Source organism: Pseudomonas sp. RP-B7 (genome assembly GCF_059803535.1).
In genome coordinates this window covers 1-17422 of the sequence record NZ_JAPFHC010000035.1, presented here as the reverse complement: position 1 = coordinate 17422, position 17422 = coordinate 1, and the positions used below count along the sequence as shown (strand labels likewise).

Genomic DNA, 17422 nt, shown 5'->3' with positions numbered 1-17422 from the left:
CGTGTAGCGGGTCAGGCCTTGGGGGGGGGTGATAGATGCTCAAATGCATTGCGTGTTCTCAGGTCTGCCTGGGCATGTACCTTCATAAACTGGATGGCCCGTGGATCGGCCACGGGTTCTGGAAGAGCAGCTTTTTATTGGACCGCGAAGACGACCTGCAGCGTTTGTTGACGTCGCAGGTCCAGCGGGTCTGGATAGACACTGCAAAAGGCTGCGACACGCCGCCGCCCGCCCAACCGGCCCAGGTCACGCTCAGCAGCCCGGTCAAAACGCGCCCGGTGGAACCGACTCCGGCAGAGACAAAGGCGGAGGTCGCGCGCGCAGTGAGGGTGTGTGCGGTCGCCAAACGTGCGGTGGTCAGTATGTTCAGCGACCTGCGCATGGGGCGGGCGGTGGATGTGCATCATGTGGCCGGCCTGGTGGAAGAGATTTCGCAGTCCATGCTGCGCCATCCCCATGCCTTGCTCAGCCTGGTGCGGCTGAAAAAGGCCGACGAATACACCTACATGCATTCCGTCGCGGTCAGTGGCTTGATGATCGCGCTGGCACGGCAGTTGGATCTCTCTGCGCAGCTGGTCCAGGAAGCCGGGCTGGCGGGGTTGTTTCATGATGTGGGGAAAATGATGATTCCCGAGGCGATTTTGAACAAGCCGGCCGGGCTTACCGAGGTGGAGTTTCACACCGTCCGCCAGCACCCGGTGGAAGGCGCCCGGTTGCTGCGTCTGTGCCCGCAGATCAGTGCCTTGGTGCTGGATGTGTGCCTGCATCACCACGAAAAATCTGACGGCAGCGGTTATCCCAGTGGCTTGGTGCAAGAGCAGATCAGCCTGTTCGCCCAGATGGGGGCGGTATGCGACGTCTACGATGCGATCACCTCGGAGCGCCCTTACAAGCGCGGCTGGGGGCCCGCCGACGCGATCCGGAAAATGGCGGAGTGGAAAGGTCATTTCGATGATCAGGTGTTCCAGGCGTTTGTGCGCTGCGTGGGGATTTATCCCGTCGGCGCCTTGGTGCGCCTGGAGAGTGGGCGCATTGGCGTGGTGGTCGAACAAAGCCCGAAATCGCTGCTCACCCCCAGGGTCAAGGTGTTTTTCTCTGCACGGTCACGCTTGCCGATTCCCCAGGTCGTGGTGAACCTGGCCGAACAAAGCGACAAGATTGTCGGCCGGGAAAATGCCGAAGAGTGGGGCTTCAAGCACGTCGACGAACTGTGGTCGGGGCTTGCCCCCTCCAAGTCGTCGTACTTTGAGTGACATCGATTCAGAGCTGGTTGAGCGGAATCTTCAGATACACCACCCCATTGTCTTCCGCCGGCGGCATATTCCCCGCCCGTACATTCACCTGGATCGCCGGCAGCAGTAGGGTCGGCATGCCCAGGCCCGCATCGCGTTGGGTGCGCATCGCCACAAACTGCGCCTCATCCACCCCGTCATGCACATGAATATTCCCAGCCCGTTGTTCCGCCACGGTCGTCAGGCATTTCGCCGCGCGGCCCTGCGGTGGGTAGTCATGACAGACGTACAGTTCAGTTTCCAAGGGAAAGCTCAGCAACTTGCGCATCGACCCATACAACTGCCGCGCATCGCCGCCGGGAAAGTCGCAGCGGGCGGTGCCGACGTCGGGCATGAATAGCGTGTCGCCCACCAGGATCAGCCGGCCATCGATCAGGTAGGCCATGTCCGCCGGCGTATGCCCCGGCACGTGCAGGGCCTGGGCCGTGAGGTTGCCGATATGAAACACCTCATCCGGCGCAAACAGATGATCGAACTGCGAGCCATCGGCGCGAAACTCCGGCTCCAGGTTGAACAGGTTCTTGAACACACCCTGCACGGTGCTGATGCACTGGCCGATGGCTATCTTGCCGCCCAGGGTGCGCCGCAGGTAAGGCGCGGCGGACAGGTGGTCGGCGTGGGCGTGGGTTTCCAGCAGCCATTGCACGTGCAAGCCCTGCTCGCGCACGAAGGCGATGACCTTGTCGGCCTGGGTGGTATCGGTACGCCCCGATGCTGGGTCGTAATTGAGTACTGAGTCGACGATGGCACACGGGCTGCCGTGGTGTTCATAGACGACGTAGGTGTAGGTCGACGATGCCTCGTCCAGAAAGGCTTGAATCAACGCTGGCATGGCGGCTGTCCCCGGTGGAGAAAAAAGTGGTTACAATCAGTTTACGTTTTCACATAATGTTTTGAGCTTAAGTGACGCAAAGGACCCGAGGCAAATGGAATCTACTCTGAGTGAAGGCGAAGTCGCCCAGTTGCGCGCATCGGCGTCCAAGGCCTGTTCATTGCTCAAGGCGCTGGCCAATGAGGACCGCCTGCTGATCCTCTGCCAGTTGACCCAGGGCGAACGCAATGTCGGCGAGTTGGAAACCATGACCGGCGTGCGTCAGCCCACACTGTCGCAACAGTTGGGCATCCTGCGTGATGAAGGGTTGGTCGCCACCCGCCGCGAAGGCAAGTACATCTACTACGGGCTGGCCAGTCACGAAGTGATCCAAGTGATGAAGACCCTGTCCGGCCTGTACTGCGGCGCGGTCATCAAAAGTTGGGCGTGACGCCATCCGGCAGCGCCCCTTGTGTGCATTGAATAAAAAAAGGCAATAGACCATGACCGACCAACACTGGGGACCGACCATCAGTGGCGATATCGTAGTCATCGGCGGCGGCTCGGCAGGCATCGGCCTGCTGGCCAGCCTGCTCAAGCGCGACCCCCACCTGAACATCACCCTGATCGAACCCAACGATTATCACTGCTACCAACCCGCCTGGACCCTGGTGGGCGGCGGTGCCTACGACGTGCGCAAGACCCGCCGGCCCCTGGCCGATGTGTTGCCCAATGGCGTTGCCTGGATTCAGGCTGCCGTCAGTGAACTGCTGCCAAACGAGCGCACCCTGGTCCTCGACAGCGGCCAGCGCGTCAGCTGGCAAAACTTGATCGTGTGCCCCGGCCTGCGCCTGGCCTGGGAGCAAATCGAAGGGTTGCAAGCGACCCTCGGGCACAACGGCGTCACGTCCAACTACAGCTACGAACACGCGGCCTACACCTGGCAACTGGTGCAGCAACTCAAGGGCGGCAAGGCGATCTTTACCCAGCCCGCCATGCCGATCAAATGCGCCGGCGCGCCGCAGAAGGCCATGTACCTGTCCTGTGATCACTGGCTCAGGCAGGGCGACCTGAACAACATCGACGTCGAATTCAACCTCGCCGGCATGGCGCTGTTCGGCGTGCCGACGTTCGTGCCGCCGCTGATGAAGTACGTGGAGAAATACAACGCCCGCCTGACCTTCAGGTCCAACCTGATCAAGGTCGACGGGCCGGCCCGCAAAGCCTGGTTCGAGGTGCACGACGCTGACGGCACCGTCACGGTGGAAGAACGATTCTTCGACCTGTTGCACGTGGTCCCGCCCCAAGTCGCCCCGGATTTTATCCGCCAAAGCCCGCTGGCCGACGCCGCCGGCTGGTGCGAAGTGCACCCCCACAGCCTGCAACACCTGCGTTACCCGCATATCTTCGGCCTCGGTGACGTGTGCTCCACCAGCAACGCCAAGACTGCTGCGGCGGTGCGCAAGCAGATCGTGGTGGTGGCCGAGAACCTGCTGGCCCTGCGTCAACAGGCGCCGCTGCCGCTCAAGTACGACGGCTATGGTTCGTGCCCGTTGACGGTGGAGAAGGGCAAGGTGGTGCTCGCCGAGTTCGGCTACGGCGGCAAGCTGTTGCCGACCTTTGCCCTGGACCCGACCCGTGCACGCCGTTCGATGTGGTTGCTCAAGGCCACGTTGCTGCCGTGGTTCTACTGGAACGGCATGCTCAAGGGCCGTGAATGGCTGACCCGTCTGAGCAAGGTGGACTGAATGCTGCTCGCCACGGTGTTGGGATTATTGATGGGCCTGGTCATGGGCCTGACCGGCGCGGGCGGCGGCATCCTCGGGGTGCCGGCGCTGGTACTGGGGTTGGGCCTGAGCATGACCCAGGCCGCGCCGGTGTCGTTGCTCGCGGTGGGCGCGGCGGCGGCGGTGGGGGCGATCGACGGTTTGCGCCACGGCCTGGTGCGCTACCGCGCCGCGCTGCTGATCGCCTTGTTGGGCGCGTTGTTTTCGCCGGTGGGTGTGTTCCTCGCCCATCAACTGCCGGAAGCCGTGCTGATGGGCCTGTTCAGCGCACTGATGGTGCTGGTGGCCTGGCGCATGTTGCAGCGCGAAAAAACCGAGGCCGGGCCGAGTGATCACGGCACCGCGTCCTGGGGCCAGAAAAACTGCATGCTCAACCAGCAGACCGGACGCCTGGCCTGGACCGCCAAATGCAGTGCGACCCTGGCGGCGTTGGGCGCGGTGACCGGCGCTGTCTCCGGGCTGCTCGGCGTCGGTGGCGGCTTCCTGATCGTGCCCGCGTTCAAGCAGCTCACCGATGTACAGATGCGCGGCATCGTCGCCACCTCGTTGATGGTGATCAGCCTGATCTCGTTGATCGGCGTGGCGGGCTCATTCCATGCCGGGGTGCGGATCGAATCGGTGGGCTGGGTGTTTATCGGCGCGAGCATCGTCGGCATGCTCGCCGGCCGGCGCCTGTGCTCGGTGATTGCTGCGCGCACCTTGCAGGTCGGGTTTGCCGGCCTCTGTGTACTGGTGGCGGTCGGCATGTTGATCAAGGCCGGTCTTACGCACTAAGTGCCGGGCCTGGCTTACGCCGAACTTGCCGGGCACCCGCGGCCCGCCCAAAGCACCCGCAAACCAAGGCCAAGGCAGCGTAGGCCGTGGCTTGCGGGGTTTCGATAATCGCCTCCGACATCAAGTCCCCGTTGCGGAGCGCGCCATGCATAACAATAAGAATGTCCCCCTGCGTCTGTTGCCTGCCTTCATCGTTGGCCTCGGCCTGAGCCCATTGGCCAACGCCGAAATCATGCTGTACGACAAGGACGAAACCACCTTTTCCACCGACGGCTACATCAACGCCTTCTACGTCAACAGCGACGTCGACCGCGCGGGTGACAAGTACGACCGCCGCCAGGCCCGCGTGAAGATGGGCTTCTTGCCCAACTACCTGGGCTTCAACATGAGCAAGCAGGTCGACGACCTCAAGCTCGGCGCCCGCGCTTCGTTCTGGGTGACCATCAACGACAGCGAAACCAACGGCACCGACACCGCCATCGACGTGCGCCAGTTCTACGGCACCGTGGCCAACCCGGAGTGGGGCGAAGTGCTGATCGGCAAGGACTTCGGCCTGTTCGCCCGCTCCAACATCCTGCTCGATGAGTTGCTCGCCGGTTACGGCCAGGTCAGCGACAGCCTCGGCCTGGTGGACGGCGGTGGCGTGTCGTTCGGCAACATCGGCAGTGGCTACCCGTACCCGTTCCCGAGCTCGCAGATCACCTACCGCACCCCGGTGATGGACGGCCTGCGCGTCGCCGTCGGCATCCTCGACCCGGTCGACACCAACGACAGCAGTGCCCTGGGCAAGGCCTACCAGAAGAACCCGCGCACCGAGAGCGAGATCACCTACCAGTTCGACGTCGGCGGCGCGAAGATCTACAGCTGGCTCAACGGCAGCTACCAGACTTCCGACAACACCGACTCCAACGTCGCCAGCGTCACCTCCAAGGGCCTTGGCTACGGCGTGCAGGCGAAGATGGGCGGCTTGTCGCTGACCGGCTCGGGGTTCCAGGCCAAGGGCATCAACCCGTTCTTCACCAACAACGCCGGGGAGGCGACGTTGCGTAATGTCGACAGCAACGGCTACCTGGTGCAGGGCTCGTACAAACTGGGCAAGAACCGCCTGGCGCTGTCCTATGGCAAGACCAAGGACGACGGCAACGGCGTGGTCGGCAGCGGCGCGGATTATGAAACCCGTGGGATTGCGCTGTTCCATGATGTGAACGCCAATTTGAAGCTGGTGGCGGAATACAACCAGTTCCAGATCAAGGGGCATGACACCAATGCGCAGAATGAAGACACCGATACCTTCGCCGTAGGTGCTGTCTTGACTTGGTAACGCAGTCATAAATGTGGGAGCGGGCTTGCTCGCGAAGACGGAGTGTCAGTCAACAGATTCATTGGCTGATCCACCGCTTTCGCGAGCAAGCCCGCTCCCACATTTTAGTCTCCAGTGTTTATCAGAGTCTCATCCCAACGCATCCCCCCACCCAGTACCCAAGTAGCATAGGGCCCACCCCTCGGCCTTCGTACACTGACGCCTTAGAGGGGGAACCAACGATGCACAACAGTGAAGGCGTAGTCAGTGCCATGTCCCAGGCCACCGATGCCGGGCAGGCCGCCGAAGAGTTGGCCCGGCAGTTGCTGCACCCGTACCTGGGTTTTGTGCTGTTTTTCTGCTCTGCGTCCTATGACCTGCAGGCCCTTGGCCAAGCGCTGCAACAATGCTTCGGCAAGGTGCGCGTGGTCGGCTGCACCAGTGCCGGCGAGATCACACCCCAGGGTTACGGACGCAATTGCATCACCGCGATGGGCTTCAACCACGCGCACTTTTCCATCGCCACCGAGCTGATCGATCAAGTCGAGCACTTCAGCCTGATCGGTGCCCAGGACATGGTCGAACGCCTGGTCGGCGGCTGTCGCAGCAACACCCTGGCGCCGATCAAGGGCAACACCTTCGCGCTGACCTTGCTCGACGGGCTGTCGAGCCGGGAAGAAATGGTCCTCGCCGCCCTCAGCGCGGCCCTGGGCGACATCCCGCACTTCGGCGGTTCGGCCGGCGACGACAACTTCCTCACCCACACCCACGTGTACTTCAATGGTGTGTTCCACAGCGGCGCGGCGGTGGTGGTGCTGGTCAATACCTGGCTGGATTTCGAGGTGTTCACCACCCACCATATCCTGCCGCGCACCGAAAAGCTGGTGGTGACCGGCGCCGACAGCCCGTCACGCCGGGTGTTCGAACTCAACGCCGAACCGGCCGCCGAAGAATACGCCAGGCACATCGGCGTAGCCGTGGCCGACCTCGACCACCGCGTCTTCGCCGCTCACCCGTTGGCAGTGCGTATCCACGACCAGTACTACGTGCGCGCTATCCAGCAAGTGCACGAAGACCTCAGCCTGAGTTTCTACTGTGCGGTGGAAAACGGCATCGTGCTCACCGTGATGCGGCCCGGGCCGATCCTGCCGAACCTGCAAAGCCTGTTCGACGGCTTGCACGCGCGCCTCGGCGACCTGCTGCTGACCATCGGCTGCGACTGCTTCCTGCGCCGCATGGAGTTGGAAGACAACGGCGACCTCGAACACATCGGCAATTACCTGCGCGAGAGACGGGTGCTGGGCTTCAATACCTACGGAGAACAGTTCAATGGCATGCACATCAACCAGACCTTCACCGGGGTCGCCATTGCCCGTGGCCGACGCTGAACTGCGCGCCCAGGTCGCCCAGCTGCAACAGGCCAATCACAAATTGGCGCGGATCAACGCGGCGCTGATCGAGCGTATCGAATCCGGCATGACCCAGGGCAACAACCCGTACACCACGTTCCAGCATTCGGTGGTGCTTGCCGAACAGGTGCGCGAACGCACCGACGCGCTGAACCAGGCGATGGCCGAACTCAAGGCCAGCAACCACCTGCTGATCAACGCGCGGCTGCGCGCCGAAACCCTGCGCGGCGAGCAGGCCGCGGCGCAAAAAGCCCAGGAAAGTGAACGCTGGATTCGTCTGATCACCGACAACGTGCCGGCGCTGATCGGCTACCTCAACGCCGACCTGGTCTACGAGTTCACCAACAAAGTCTACGAAGAATGGTACTGCTGGCCGCGCGGCATGATGCTCGGCCAGAGCCTGCGCGAAGTGCACAGCGAGCAGCACTGCCAGCGCCTCGACGCTTACGTCGCCCGCGCCCTGGCGGGTGAGAGCGTGACGTTCGAATTCGCCGAAACCAACATCAACAACCAGGAGCGCTACATGCTGCGCTCCTACGTGCCCAACCTGCTCGCCAGTGGCGAGGTGGTGGGGATCTTCGTGCTGATCCGCGACATTACCGAGCGCCGCCGCACCGCCGAGGCCCTGCACCAGGCCTATCAACACCTGGAGCAGCGCGTGGCCCAGCGCACCTCGGAACTGACTGCGCTCAACGATCAGTTGTTGCAGGAAATCGACGAGCGCCGACGCATGGAAACCCGCCTGCGCGAAGCCAAGCAAGAGGCGGAAAAGGCCAACCTGTCGAAAACCAAGTTCCTCGCCGCCGTCAGCCATGACTTGCTGCAACCGCTCAACGCCGCACGCCTGTTTACCAGCGCACTGCTGGAGCGCCCCAGCGAAACCCTGGTGCGCAACGTGAGCAACTCCCTGGAAGACGTGGAAAACCTGCTGGGCACCCTGGTGGATATTTCCAAGCTCGACGCCGGGGTGATCAAGGCCGACATGGCGCCGTTCGCCCTCAGCGAACTGCTGGAAAACCTCGCCGCCGAATACACCGAACTGGCCCGCGCCGAAGGTCTGGAGCTGCACTTTGTCGGCTGCTCGGCGCTGGTGCGCAGCGACATCCAGCTGCTCGCACGAATCCTGCGCAACCTGCTCAGCAACGCGCTGCGCTACACCTACCAGGGCCGTGTGGTGCTGGGCTGCCGACGCCAGCAGCAGCGTTTGCTGATCCAGGTGTGGGACAGCGGCATGGGCATTGCCGAGGAACGCCTGGAGGAGATTTTCCAGGAGTTCAAGCGCGGTGACGTCCAGCGCCCGGACCAGGATCGCGGGCTGGGCCTGGGCCTGGCCATCGTCGAGAAAATCGCCGGAATCCTTGGCCATCGCATCAGTGTCAGATCCTGGCCGGGCAAGGGCTCGATGTTTAGCGTGGAAGTGCCGCTCAGCGCCACCGCGCCCAAGTCGCTGCCGATGCCGTGCATGAGCGAAGCGCTGCTGGAACGTTTGCAGGGCGCGCGGGTGTGGGTGCTGGATAACGACGCGGCGATCTGCGCGGGCATGCGCACCTTGCTCGAAGGCTGGGGTTGCCGGGTGACCACCGCCTTGTCGGAGCAGGACCTGGCCCGGCAGGTGGACAACTACCATGCCGAGGCGGACCTGCTGATCGCCGACTACCACCTCGACGACGACCAGAACGGCGTCGACGCCGTGGCCCGCATCAACGCCCGGCGCGGCACTGCGATCCCGGCGTTGATGATTACGGCCAACTACAGCAATGAGTTGAAGCAGCAGATTCGGGAATTGGGGCATACGTTGATGCACAAGCCCGTGCGGCCGATGAAGTTAAAGACAGCGATGAGTCACTTACTCGGCCGCCCCTGACAAAACGCAGATCAAAATGTGGGAGCGGGCTTGCTCGCGAATGCGGTGGGTCAGTCAATGAATCTAGTGACTGACCCACCGCATTCGCGAGCAAGCCCGCTCCCACAGTGGATTTCCATAGGGCAGGGGGATCAGCGGCGCAGGTAGGAGCCGAAGTCGATATCGCCGGCACTCAGGATCGCCTGCACCCGGTTATGCACATTCAACTTGCGCAGGATCGCCGACACATGGGCCTTCACCGTGGTTTCGGCAATCTCCAGCGTGTAGGCGATCTGCTTGTTCGATTCGCCCTTGGTCATCCGCTCCAGCACCAGCAATTGCTTGCGGGTCAGCGCCTGCAGCAGCTCCGGGGCAAAGCCCGGGGTGTCGTTCATGCGGCGTTGGCTGGGGTTTTTCTGGGTGCGGATGATGTCGGGCGGCAGGTATACGTTGCCGTTGAGGATCTGCTGGATCGCTTCGGTCATTTGTTGGCGCGGCGACGACTTGGTGATGAACCCAACGGCGCCGTAGGTGATGGCTTGCAGCACGATCTGCTTGTCCTGCTCGGCCGAGACGATCACCACCGGGATGGTCGGCGATTCGTTGCGCAGGTTGATCAGGCCATTGAGGCCGTGCATGCCGGGCATGTTCAAATCCAGCAGGATCAGGTCAAGGTCGTCGTGGTCCTGGGTCAGCGCGAGGGCGCTGTCGAGGTCGGCGGTTTCCATCACTTCGCTGCCGGGAAAGCCGTCGCTGATGACGTTGTGGATCGCCTCGCGAAACAGCGGGTGATCGTCGGCAATCAGGATTTTGTACATGGCCGTTCACCTTCTTGTTGTGGTTTTTTATTGAAAGGGCTCGGGTGTCGCAGCCATCACTGGCAGTTTTGCCGCTTCCCACGCATCCAGGCCATCGCGATACCAATACACCGAGGTATAGCCCAGATTGGCGGCTCGTTTTACCGCGTTCCAACTCAACCAGCAATCGGAGCGGCAGTAGAAGACCAACGGCCGGGTCAGCTGACCGCCGGTGAATGTGTACAGGTGGCGTGCGAAGTAGCTTTGCCACTCGGGCGTGAGGTCGCCGTCGCCGGTATTGGCCAGCCAGTGGCTGCCGGGCAGGTTGGCGTGGGGCTGGTCTTCGATGAAGCGGCCTTGCAGGTATTGGCGCCGGTACACATCGATCAACACCGGCGCCGGGTTCTGGGTGAGCAGGGCTTGCAGGGCAGGGGTGTCGACGATGGTCGCACCGGGCGCCTGTGCCGGCGTGGGGCTGCGGTACAGGCTGATGCGGTAGCCGTCGGTGGAAAACAACGGCGCCTCAGCCTGGGCGTTGGCGCAGAGCAGGCACAGCAAGACCAGCAGGGGCAGTCGGGCGGGCAGCATGGCAGGTCAATCCTTATCGTTATGCGGCCATTACACGTCAGTCCCGCTGCCTTGGGAATGCGACGATAGACACGAAAACCAGTACTAAAGGAGTAGATCAGCCGTTTTTGCGCAGGGCGGCATGCTGCGGATTGAAGGTCAGCACCGCCAGCACCGTGAACACCACGGTCAGCCCCAGGCACACCAGCAGGGCCAGGCCGGCGAAGCGTTGGTAGAGGGCAAAGCGCACCAGTTCCACCGCGTGGGTGAACGGGTTGACCGCGCACAGCCAGTACAGCCACTCGCTGGAATCGCGCATCTTCCACAGTGGGTAGAGCGCCGACGACAGGAAGAACAGCGGGAAGATCACGAAATTCATCACCCCGGCAAAGTTCTCCAATTGGCGGATCCCATTGGACAGCAGCAAGCCCAGCGCGCTGAGCATCAACGCCACCAGCAACAGCGCCGGCAAGGCGATCAGCAAGCCCAGGGCCGGCGGTTGCACGCCATACACCCAGGCAATCGCCAGGAACCCGTAGACCTGCAACAGCGAAATCAACGAGGTCGCCAGCAGCTTGCTGCACAGCAAAAACGTGCGTGGCAGCGGACTGGTCAGCAGTACGCGCATGCTGCCCATCTCACGGTCGTAGACCATCGACAGCGAGCCCTGCATGCCGTTGAACAGCAGGATCATGCAGGCCAGCCCCGGGATGATGTACACCTCGTAGGGGATGTAGGTGTCGTAGGGTTCGATCACCGAGATGCCCAACGCTGCCCGAAAGCCTGCGGCGAATACCAGCAGCCACAGCAATGGCCGCACCAAGGCGCTGAGGAACCGTGTGCGCTGCAAGACAAAACGCAGCCATTCGCGCAGGACGATGCCGCTGAAACACTGCCAGTAGGCGTTCATGCCGCCACCTCTGCGCGGGTCAGGCGTGCGAACAAACCGCTCAGGTCGTCGCCTTGCTCCAGCAGCAGGTGGTCGAGTTGCCCGCTGGCCACCAGGCGGCCCCGATGCAAAATCATCAAGGCGTCGTCAGCCTGCACTTCATCGAGCAAATGGGTGGTCCACAGCACGCTGATGCCTTGTTCCAGGCACAGCGTGCGCACGTGTTGGTTCAGCGCCAGGCGGCTGGCCGGGTCGAGGCCGACGCTGGCTTCGTCGAGCAACAGCAGGCGCGGCTCGTGCAGCAGGGCGCGGGCGATTTCCACGCGGCGGCGGTGGCCGCCATTGAGTTCGCGGACCTTTTCCCGGCGCCGCTCGCCGAGGGCCTGGCGCGCCAGTTCGGCCTCCACCCGCAACCCGGTCTGACGCCGCGACAGGCCGTGCAGCGCGGCGTGGTAGCGCAGGTTCTGTTCGACGCTCAAATCCAGGTCCAGGGTGCTTTGCTGGAATACCACGCCGAGTTGGCGCAATGCCTCACGCGGCGCCTCGCGCAATGAATGCCCGCCCACGCGGATGTCGCCGCCCTGCAAGTCATATAAACGCGTGAGCAGCGCAATCAACGTCGATTTGCCCGCGCCATTGGGCCCTAGCAACGCCGCAAAACGCCCGGGCGCCAGGCTGAAACTCACCTCGCGCAACGCCTGGCGCGCACCGTAGGAGAAGCTGATGGCGCTGGCGTCCAGCGCGTTCATGGCGTGACCACCACGCCCCACGGATAACGCCCGACCTTGACCGACTTGAGCACCTTGAGGCTGTCCACGTCGATCACCGACACGTCGCCGCTCACGCCGTTGGTGGCCAGCAACTGTTTCTCATCCGGGGTGAATGCCAGCTGCCACACACGACGGCCCACCAGCAGGTAGTCGAGGATCTCGTAGGTCTTGGCGTCGATCACCGCCACATGGTTGGCCGGGCCGAGGGCGACAAAGGCGTATTTGCCGTCGGCACTCAGCTTGATGCCCACCGGCTGCACCTTGTCCGGGTGCACGCCTTTGATCTTGAAGGTCAGGGTCTTGAGGATTGCGCGGCTGGCCACATCCAGGATGGTCACGGTGCCGCCGATTTCCGCCGAGGCCCACAGTTGCGTGCCGTCATGGTTGAATTCGACGAAGCGCGGGCGTTGGTCCACCAGGGTGCTGTCGGCCAGGGTCTGGGTGCTGGTGTCGATCCAGTGCAGCATGTTCGTGGTTTCGCTGGTGTTCACCGCCCACTTGCCGTCGGGGCTCACGGCCATGCCTTCGGGCTCGACGCCGACGTTGATCTGGCCGAGCACCTTGGCGGTCTCGGTGTCGATCACGGTGACCAGCGCGTCGTCTTCGTTGGAGACGTACAGCCAGCGGTTGTTGGGGTGCAACGCGAATTGCTCGGGGTCTTTGCCGGAGGGCAGCTCCTTGACGATCTTGCGCGTGGCCACGTCCATCACCTGCACGCGGTCCGAGTCGCTGGCGCAGATGTACAGCAGCTTGTTGTCATGGGACAGCAGCAGGCCGCGTGGGCGCTGGCCGACCTTGAGGGTGTCGGTGACTTGCAGGGTCTGCATGTCGATCAGGCTCAGGCTGTTGTCTTTCTCGTTGGAGACCCAGGCCGTGGCGGCCACGGCGTGTCCGGCGGCAAGCAGCAGGGCGCAGGAGAGCAGGGTGCGGCGCATGGCGTATTCCTTATTGTTGTTGTGTGTTCAGGGAAAGCGGCAGGTCACCTCGGGTTTGTCGTAGCCCAGGCTGTCCATTTCGTTGAAAGGGTGCAGGAAACCGTCCTGGGGCGAGGTGCTCACCAGTGCACGGGGTTGCACGATGGGGATCGGCTGGCGCAGTTGGCCATTCCATGGGCGATAGCTGAGCTTGCGGCCCTTGAAACCGTCCAGCGGCAACTGCTCGCTGATCTCCAGCTGGCGGATGTTCATCGGGTCGACCTCGCGCAGCTTGCTCACCGCGCTGGCGACGCTGCGCACGGCCATCCAGGCGGCGAAGTCGCGGTCGTTCATCCAGCGTCCGGCGAGGGCTTCGAAGCGTTTTTGCAGTTGGGCGGCGCCGTAGGTTTCCACGCTCTTGTGCCAGCCGGTGGGCGTCAGACCCTGGGTGCCGGCGACCGGGCGCGGGTACCAGGTCTGGTAGGGCACGTATTCGCCGAAGTCGCCGCGCTCGTCGGCGACCAGCACCACGTCGTATTCGGCGGTCTGGGTGAACAACGGCATGTCGGCCTGGGCGCTGCGGCGCTGGTCGTTGTCGAAACGCCAGGCTTTCTCGGCCACCAGTTGCAGGCCAAAACGCTTGGCTGCGCGGCGCAGGGCGGCGGCGTAGGCTTGATCGTCCAGAGTGGGGCCGACGATCAGCAGCGCCTTCTGCCATTTGCGCGTCACCAGAAATTGCGCCAGCGCATCGGCGAGCATGGCCCGGCTGGGCAGGCTGTGCAGCACGTTGCCCAGGCAGTCGGTGCTGCGCAGGCTGTCATCGGGGCTGCCGGCGTTGAACAGCAGGCTGTCGGGCAGTGCGGCGCTGAGTTGGCGCAGGCTGGCGGCGGGGGCGTTGACGACAAACAGGCGCAGGCCTTGGTCGTGTTGCTTCTGCGCGGCGGCAAGCAGGTCTTCGGGGTTATCGACTGTCGCGTCGATCAGGCTGTAGCGCTGGTTGAGAAAGGCGCCGGTGCTGTTGCTGTCGATGATCGCCAATTCGGCGCCGCGCAACCCGGCATCGGTGGGTTCGGCAATCACGTTGGACAGCAACGGCCCCGGGTCCGGGCGATAGCCGAGGTAGCCGATCTGCACTTGCAACGGTGCCTCGGCGGCCTGGCCGGCGGTGGCCCAGGTGAGTGCCAGCAGGCAGGTCACGGCGAAAGGGGCGAGCTGGCGCATAAGGCACTCCAAGACAGTTGGCGCCAGCATATAAAGCCCGGTTACCCCTGCAAATATGCAGAAAGTAGCGCTGGGGCAGTACCAAGGTAGTAGCCCGCCGCACGCGGTGCGGTTTTAGCATGGGGCTCCAGTATCCGCTGCGGGGGTTGCACGATCATGCGAATTATCAAGGCGTTGCTCTTGCCGTTCCTGCTGATCGTCAGCCTGATCGGCATCGACCGACCCCACGCACCGCGCTCGGCGGCGCTCGTGCCGACTGTGCTGGCGCGCTAGGCATGTCGGCGCTGTGGCGGATCAACCTGTGGGTGTGCGGTTTCTTCGCGCTGGTCACCTGCGCCTGCACGGCGTTGCTGATGCATCAGGCCCTGGCGGATGTGGAGCGCGAGTTGCAGTCGGCCGAAGCGGTGGTGCATTACCTGAGTGAAACTGCCGTGCGCGATCCGGCCAGCCTGCAACCACGCCTCACCGCCAGCCTGCGCCATGTGCGCGTGCACTGGTTGGGCGCCGATGAAACCCCGCCCGCGCCGGAGCAAGAGGGGCTGGATGCGTGGCTCGGGCGCCTGCTGTTTGCCCAGGCGCGCCACAGTGCCGAGGTGCTCGACCTGGCCGATGGCCGGCGCGTGTCCATCGGCGTCGACCCGCGTGACGAGATCGATGAGGTCTGGGATTCCTTGCAGCAATTGCTGGGCCTGTGTGCGCTGGCATTGGCCCTGAGCCTGTTGACCATTCGCTGGGCGGTGCGCCGTGGCATGGGCGTGCTGGACGAATTGCTGTTGGCCCTGCAGCACGTGTGCAGCGGCCGTCTCAATGTGCGCCTGCGCAGCGCCGGGGTGCCGGAGGCACAGCAACTGGCGCGGCATTTCAACCGCATGACCGATGCCCTCGAACAGGCGCGCACCGACAACACCCGGCTGACCCAAACCCTGCTGGCGGTGCAGGAACAAGAGCGCACCCGCCTGGCCCAGACCCTGCACGATGACCTCGGCCAGTACCTGGCGGGGATTCGCGCCCAGGTGTGCCTGTTGCCGCTGATCGCCCATCAACCCGCCACGCTGACGCGTACCGTGCATCTGCTGGAAGAACACTGCGACCACTTGCAGCAGGGCTTTCGCGAACTGGTCCACGACCTTTACCCGGTGGCCCTGCAACACCTGCCGATGGCCGAGGCGTTCGGCATGTTGGTGACGCAATGGCGTGCCAGCCATGGCATCGACTGCCAGTTGCAGGTCAGCGAGGCGCTGCCGCCGCTGTCCCCGGCCGACAAGACCCACCTGTATCGCTTGCTCCAGGAAGCCTTGACCAACATCGTGCGCCACGCCGGCGCCAGCCAGGTGCGCGTGCGTTTGCAGCATCGCGGGACGCGCCTGCGCCTGTGGGTGCGCGACAACGGCCACGGCGCGCAGCAGCCTCAGCAGCGCGGTGTGGGCCTGCATTCGATGTATGAACGTGCGCGCTGTTTGGGCGGCGAATTGAAGATCATCAGTCATCCCGGCGCCGGTTGGGCGCTGGCGTTGGACATGCCTGTGGAGGCGTCATGAATATTCTGTTGGTGGATGACCACGCCGTGGTTCGCCAGGGTTATGCCAGTTTGTTGCGCGCATTGTTGCCGGCCATTGAAGTGCGTGAGGCGGCCAGCGGCGAAGAAGCCTTGGCGCGGGTACACGAGGCGGTGCCGAATCTGGTGATCATGGACTTCGGTTTGCCCGGCATCAGCGGCCTGGAAACCACCCGGCGCCTGCGCCAGCGTTTACCGCAACTGCGTGTGCTGTTTTTCAGCATGCACGATGAACTGCCATTGGTGCGCCAGGCGCTCGACGCCGGCGCGGCGGGCTACCTGACCAAAAGCTCGGCGCCCCAGGTGTTGATCGAAGCGGTGCGGCGCATCCTCGATGGCCACGCCTACATTGAACAACCCCTGGCCACCCAACTCGCCTGCCAGCCCACCGACCCGCGTTTGCACAGCATGACACCACGGGAGTTGGAGATTTTCCTGATGCTCGCCAAAGGCACCCCGGCGCGGCAGATTGCCGAACAGCTGAGTATCAGCAGCAAGACGGTGTCCAATCACCTGACTTTGCTCAAGAGCAAGTTGCAGGTGAGTTCCCATGCGGAGTTGGTGCATGTGGGGATTGATATGGGGGTGGTGCGGGTGGCGGGGTGACGAGTTCTCTCTGATGCACACCGGCCTCATGTGGGAGTGGGCTTGCTCGCGAAAACGGTGGGTCAGCTAGCCCATCTGATACTGACACACCGCATTCGCGAGCAAGCCCGCTCCCACACAAGCTCACACACCTATAGATCTGCGGTGCGCTAACGATCCCAGGTGGTGGGGCAATCCTTGCAGCCCTCCATATTCGCATCCTGGAAGTTCGCATAGTGCTGGCGGCTACCCGTAAGGGTGGCCTTCTCCAGATTGCTTTCCCCGAATTTGGCCTCCTGCAAATTGGCATCGCTCAAATCCGCCCCTTGCAGATCTGCCTTGCTCAGCCAGGTCATTTCCAGGTCTGCCGCACGCAGGTTGGCCTTGTGCATCTTCGCCCCCGACAGACGTGCGAATTGCAGATAGGCCGCGCTGAGGTTGGCGTTTTCAAATTGCGCGCCCTGGGCAAACAGGCCCCAGCCTTGTACGGCCATCAAGGTGGCGCCGCTGAAGTCGGCGAGGCGCAGGTTGGCCTGTTGCAGGCTGGCACGGGTGAGGTTGGCGCCTTGCAGTTGGGCTTTTTCCAGGTTGGCCAGGTCGAGGTTGACGTGGCGCAGGTCGGCATCGCGCAGGTCGGCGCCGGCCAGGTTCATGCCGCTGAGGTTCTGGTTGCGCAGGTTGGCGCCCTTGAGGTTGGCGCCGGGGCATTGGCTGTGTTCGGCAAGGGTGCAGCCGTTGATGATCAGCGGGGTGTCGTCATCGGCGTGGGCCACGCAGACAGCGATCAGGAGCAATACGGGCAAATAGTTCATCACGATACCTTTGTAGTGAGCGGGCTTGCCCCGCGCTGGGCGGCGAAGCCGCCCCAAACGGTCCGCCGCGGTGTTTCAGAGGGACCGAGGTGTCTG

General features: G+C 63.3%; 17 protein-coding genes. 9 read left to right on the top strand and 8 right to left on the bottom strand.

The window, feature by feature from the left end; translation table 11 throughout:
• The first annotated feature begins 35 nt into the window (after positions 1 to 35).
• Complete coding sequence (locus OPU96_RS24355; protein ID WP_498559840.1) at positions 36 to 1253, top strand: cyclic di-GMP phosphodiesterase; 1218 nt, start codon at positions 36 to 38, stop codon at positions 1251 to 1253.
• Positions 1254 to 1260: 7 nt separating this feature from the next.
• On the opposite strand, the gene OPU96_RS24350 is transcribed toward OPU96_RS24355, so the two are convergent.
• Complete coding sequence (locus OPU96_RS24350) at positions 1261 to 2124, bottom strand: MBL fold metallo-hydrolase (RefSeq protein ID WP_226455211.1); 864 nt, start codon at positions 2122 to 2124, stop codon at positions 1261 to 1263.
• A 94-nt stretch (positions 2125 to 2218) separates the two neighbouring features.
• On the opposite strand from OPU96_RS24350, the gene OPU96_RS24345 reads away from it, so the two are divergent.
• From OPU96_RS24345 to OPU96_RS24320, 6 genes are all read left to right on the top strand, one after another.
• Positions 2219 to 2554: an ArsR/SmtB family transcription factor gene (locus OPU96_RS24345; protein WP_071487178.1), complete on the top strand. Its 336-nt coding sequence runs from the start codon at positions 2219 to 2221 to the stop codon at positions 2552 to 2554.
• A 52-nt stretch (positions 2555 to 2606) separates the two neighbouring features.
• Complete coding sequence (locus OPU96_RS24340; RefSeq protein WP_498559839.1) at positions 2607 to 3851, top strand: NAD(P)/FAD-dependent oxidoreductase; 1245 nt, start codon at positions 2607 to 2609, stop codon at positions 3849 to 3851.
• A complete protein-coding gene (locus tag OPU96_RS24335; protein WP_305391166.1) occupies positions 3852 to 4664 on the top strand; it encodes a sulfite exporter TauE/SafE family protein in 813 nt (270 codons plus the stop codon).
• A 145-nt stretch (positions 4665 to 4809) separates the two neighbouring features.
• Positions 4810 to 5985 (top strand): porin, encoded by a 1176-nt coding sequence (locus tag OPU96_RS24330; RefSeq protein WP_192296698.1) that lies wholly within the window; start codon positions 4810 to 4812, stop codon positions 5983 to 5985.
• Between the two features lie 221 nt (positions 5986 to 6206).
• Entirely contained in the window at positions 6207 to 7352 is a 1146-nt protein-coding gene (gene nosP, locus OPU96_RS24325) for a nitric oxide-sensing protein NosP (protein WP_498559838.1), read from the top strand.
• Complete coding sequence (locus tag OPU96_RS24320; RefSeq protein ID WP_498559837.1) at positions 7294 to 9237, top strand: PAS domain-containing hybrid sensor histidine kinase/response regulator; 1944 nt, start codon at positions 7294 to 7296, stop codon at positions 9235 to 9237. Before nosP ends, OPU96_RS24320 begins: the two co-directional genes overlap by 59 nt.
• A gap of 131 nt (positions 9238 to 9368) precedes the next feature.
• Here the strand turns inward: OPU96_RS24320 and OPU96_RS24315 are convergent, their stop codons facing one another.
• The 6 genes from OPU96_RS24315 to OPU96_RS24290 form a co-directional block, all read right to left on the bottom strand.
• The gene (locus OPU96_RS24315; protein WP_192296695.1) at positions 9369 to 10034 is read right to left on the bottom strand and encodes a response regulator transcription factor; all 666 of its coding nucleotides are present in this window, start codon (positions 10032 to 10034) and stop codon (positions 9369 to 9371) included.
• Between the two features lie 27 nt (positions 10035 to 10061).
• Complete coding sequence (locus OPU96_RS24310; protein ID WP_226457747.1) at positions 10062 to 10601, bottom strand: PQQ-dependent catabolism-associated CXXCW motif protein; 540 nt, start codon at positions 10599 to 10601, stop codon at positions 10062 to 10064.
• A 97-nt stretch (positions 10602 to 10698) separates the two neighbouring features.
• Entirely contained in the window at positions 10699 to 11490 is a 792-nt protein-coding gene (locus OPU96_RS24305; protein WP_192296693.1) for an ABC transporter permease, read from the bottom strand.
• Positions 11487 to 12218, bottom strand: coding sequence for an ABC transporter ATP-binding protein (locus OPU96_RS24300; protein WP_498559836.1), 732 nt, complete (start codon positions 12216 to 12218; stop codon positions 11487 to 11489). The genes OPU96_RS24305 and OPU96_RS24300 overlap by 4 nt, the downstream gene beginning before the upstream one ends.
• Positions 12215 to 13174, bottom strand: a complete 960-nt coding sequence (locus OPU96_RS24295; protein WP_192296691.1) for a YVTN family beta-propeller repeat protein — start codon at positions 13172 to 13174, stop codon at positions 12215 to 12217. Before OPU96_RS24295 ends, OPU96_RS24300 begins: the two co-directional genes overlap by 4 nt.
• A gap of 27 nt (positions 13175 to 13201) precedes the next feature.
• A complete protein-coding gene (locus OPU96_RS24290; protein ID WP_498559835.1) occupies positions 13202 to 14374 on the bottom strand; it encodes an ABC transporter substrate-binding protein in 1173 nt (390 codons plus the stop codon).
• A gap of 275 nt (positions 14375 to 14649) precedes the next feature.
• On the opposite strand from OPU96_RS24290, the gene OPU96_RS24285 reads away from it, so the two are divergent.
• Positions 14650 to 15912, top strand: a complete 1263-nt coding sequence (locus OPU96_RS24285; RefSeq protein WP_498559834.1) for a HAMP domain-containing sensor histidine kinase — start codon at positions 14650 to 14652, stop codon at positions 15910 to 15912.
• Positions 15909 to 16535, top strand: a complete 627-nt coding sequence (locus tag OPU96_RS24280; protein WP_192296688.1) for a response regulator — start codon at positions 15909 to 15911, stop codon at positions 16533 to 16535. The genes OPU96_RS24285 and OPU96_RS24280 overlap by 4 nt, the downstream gene beginning before the upstream one ends.
• A gap of 149 nt (positions 16536 to 16684) precedes the next feature.
• Here OPU96_RS24280 and OPU96_RS24275 read toward each other — a convergent pair whose 3' ends face one another.
• A complete protein-coding gene (locus tag OPU96_RS24275; RefSeq protein WP_226457751.1) occupies positions 16685 to 17326 on the bottom strand; it encodes a pentapeptide repeat-containing protein in 642 nt (213 codons plus the stop codon).
• Positions 17327 to 17422 lie beyond the last annotated feature (96 nt).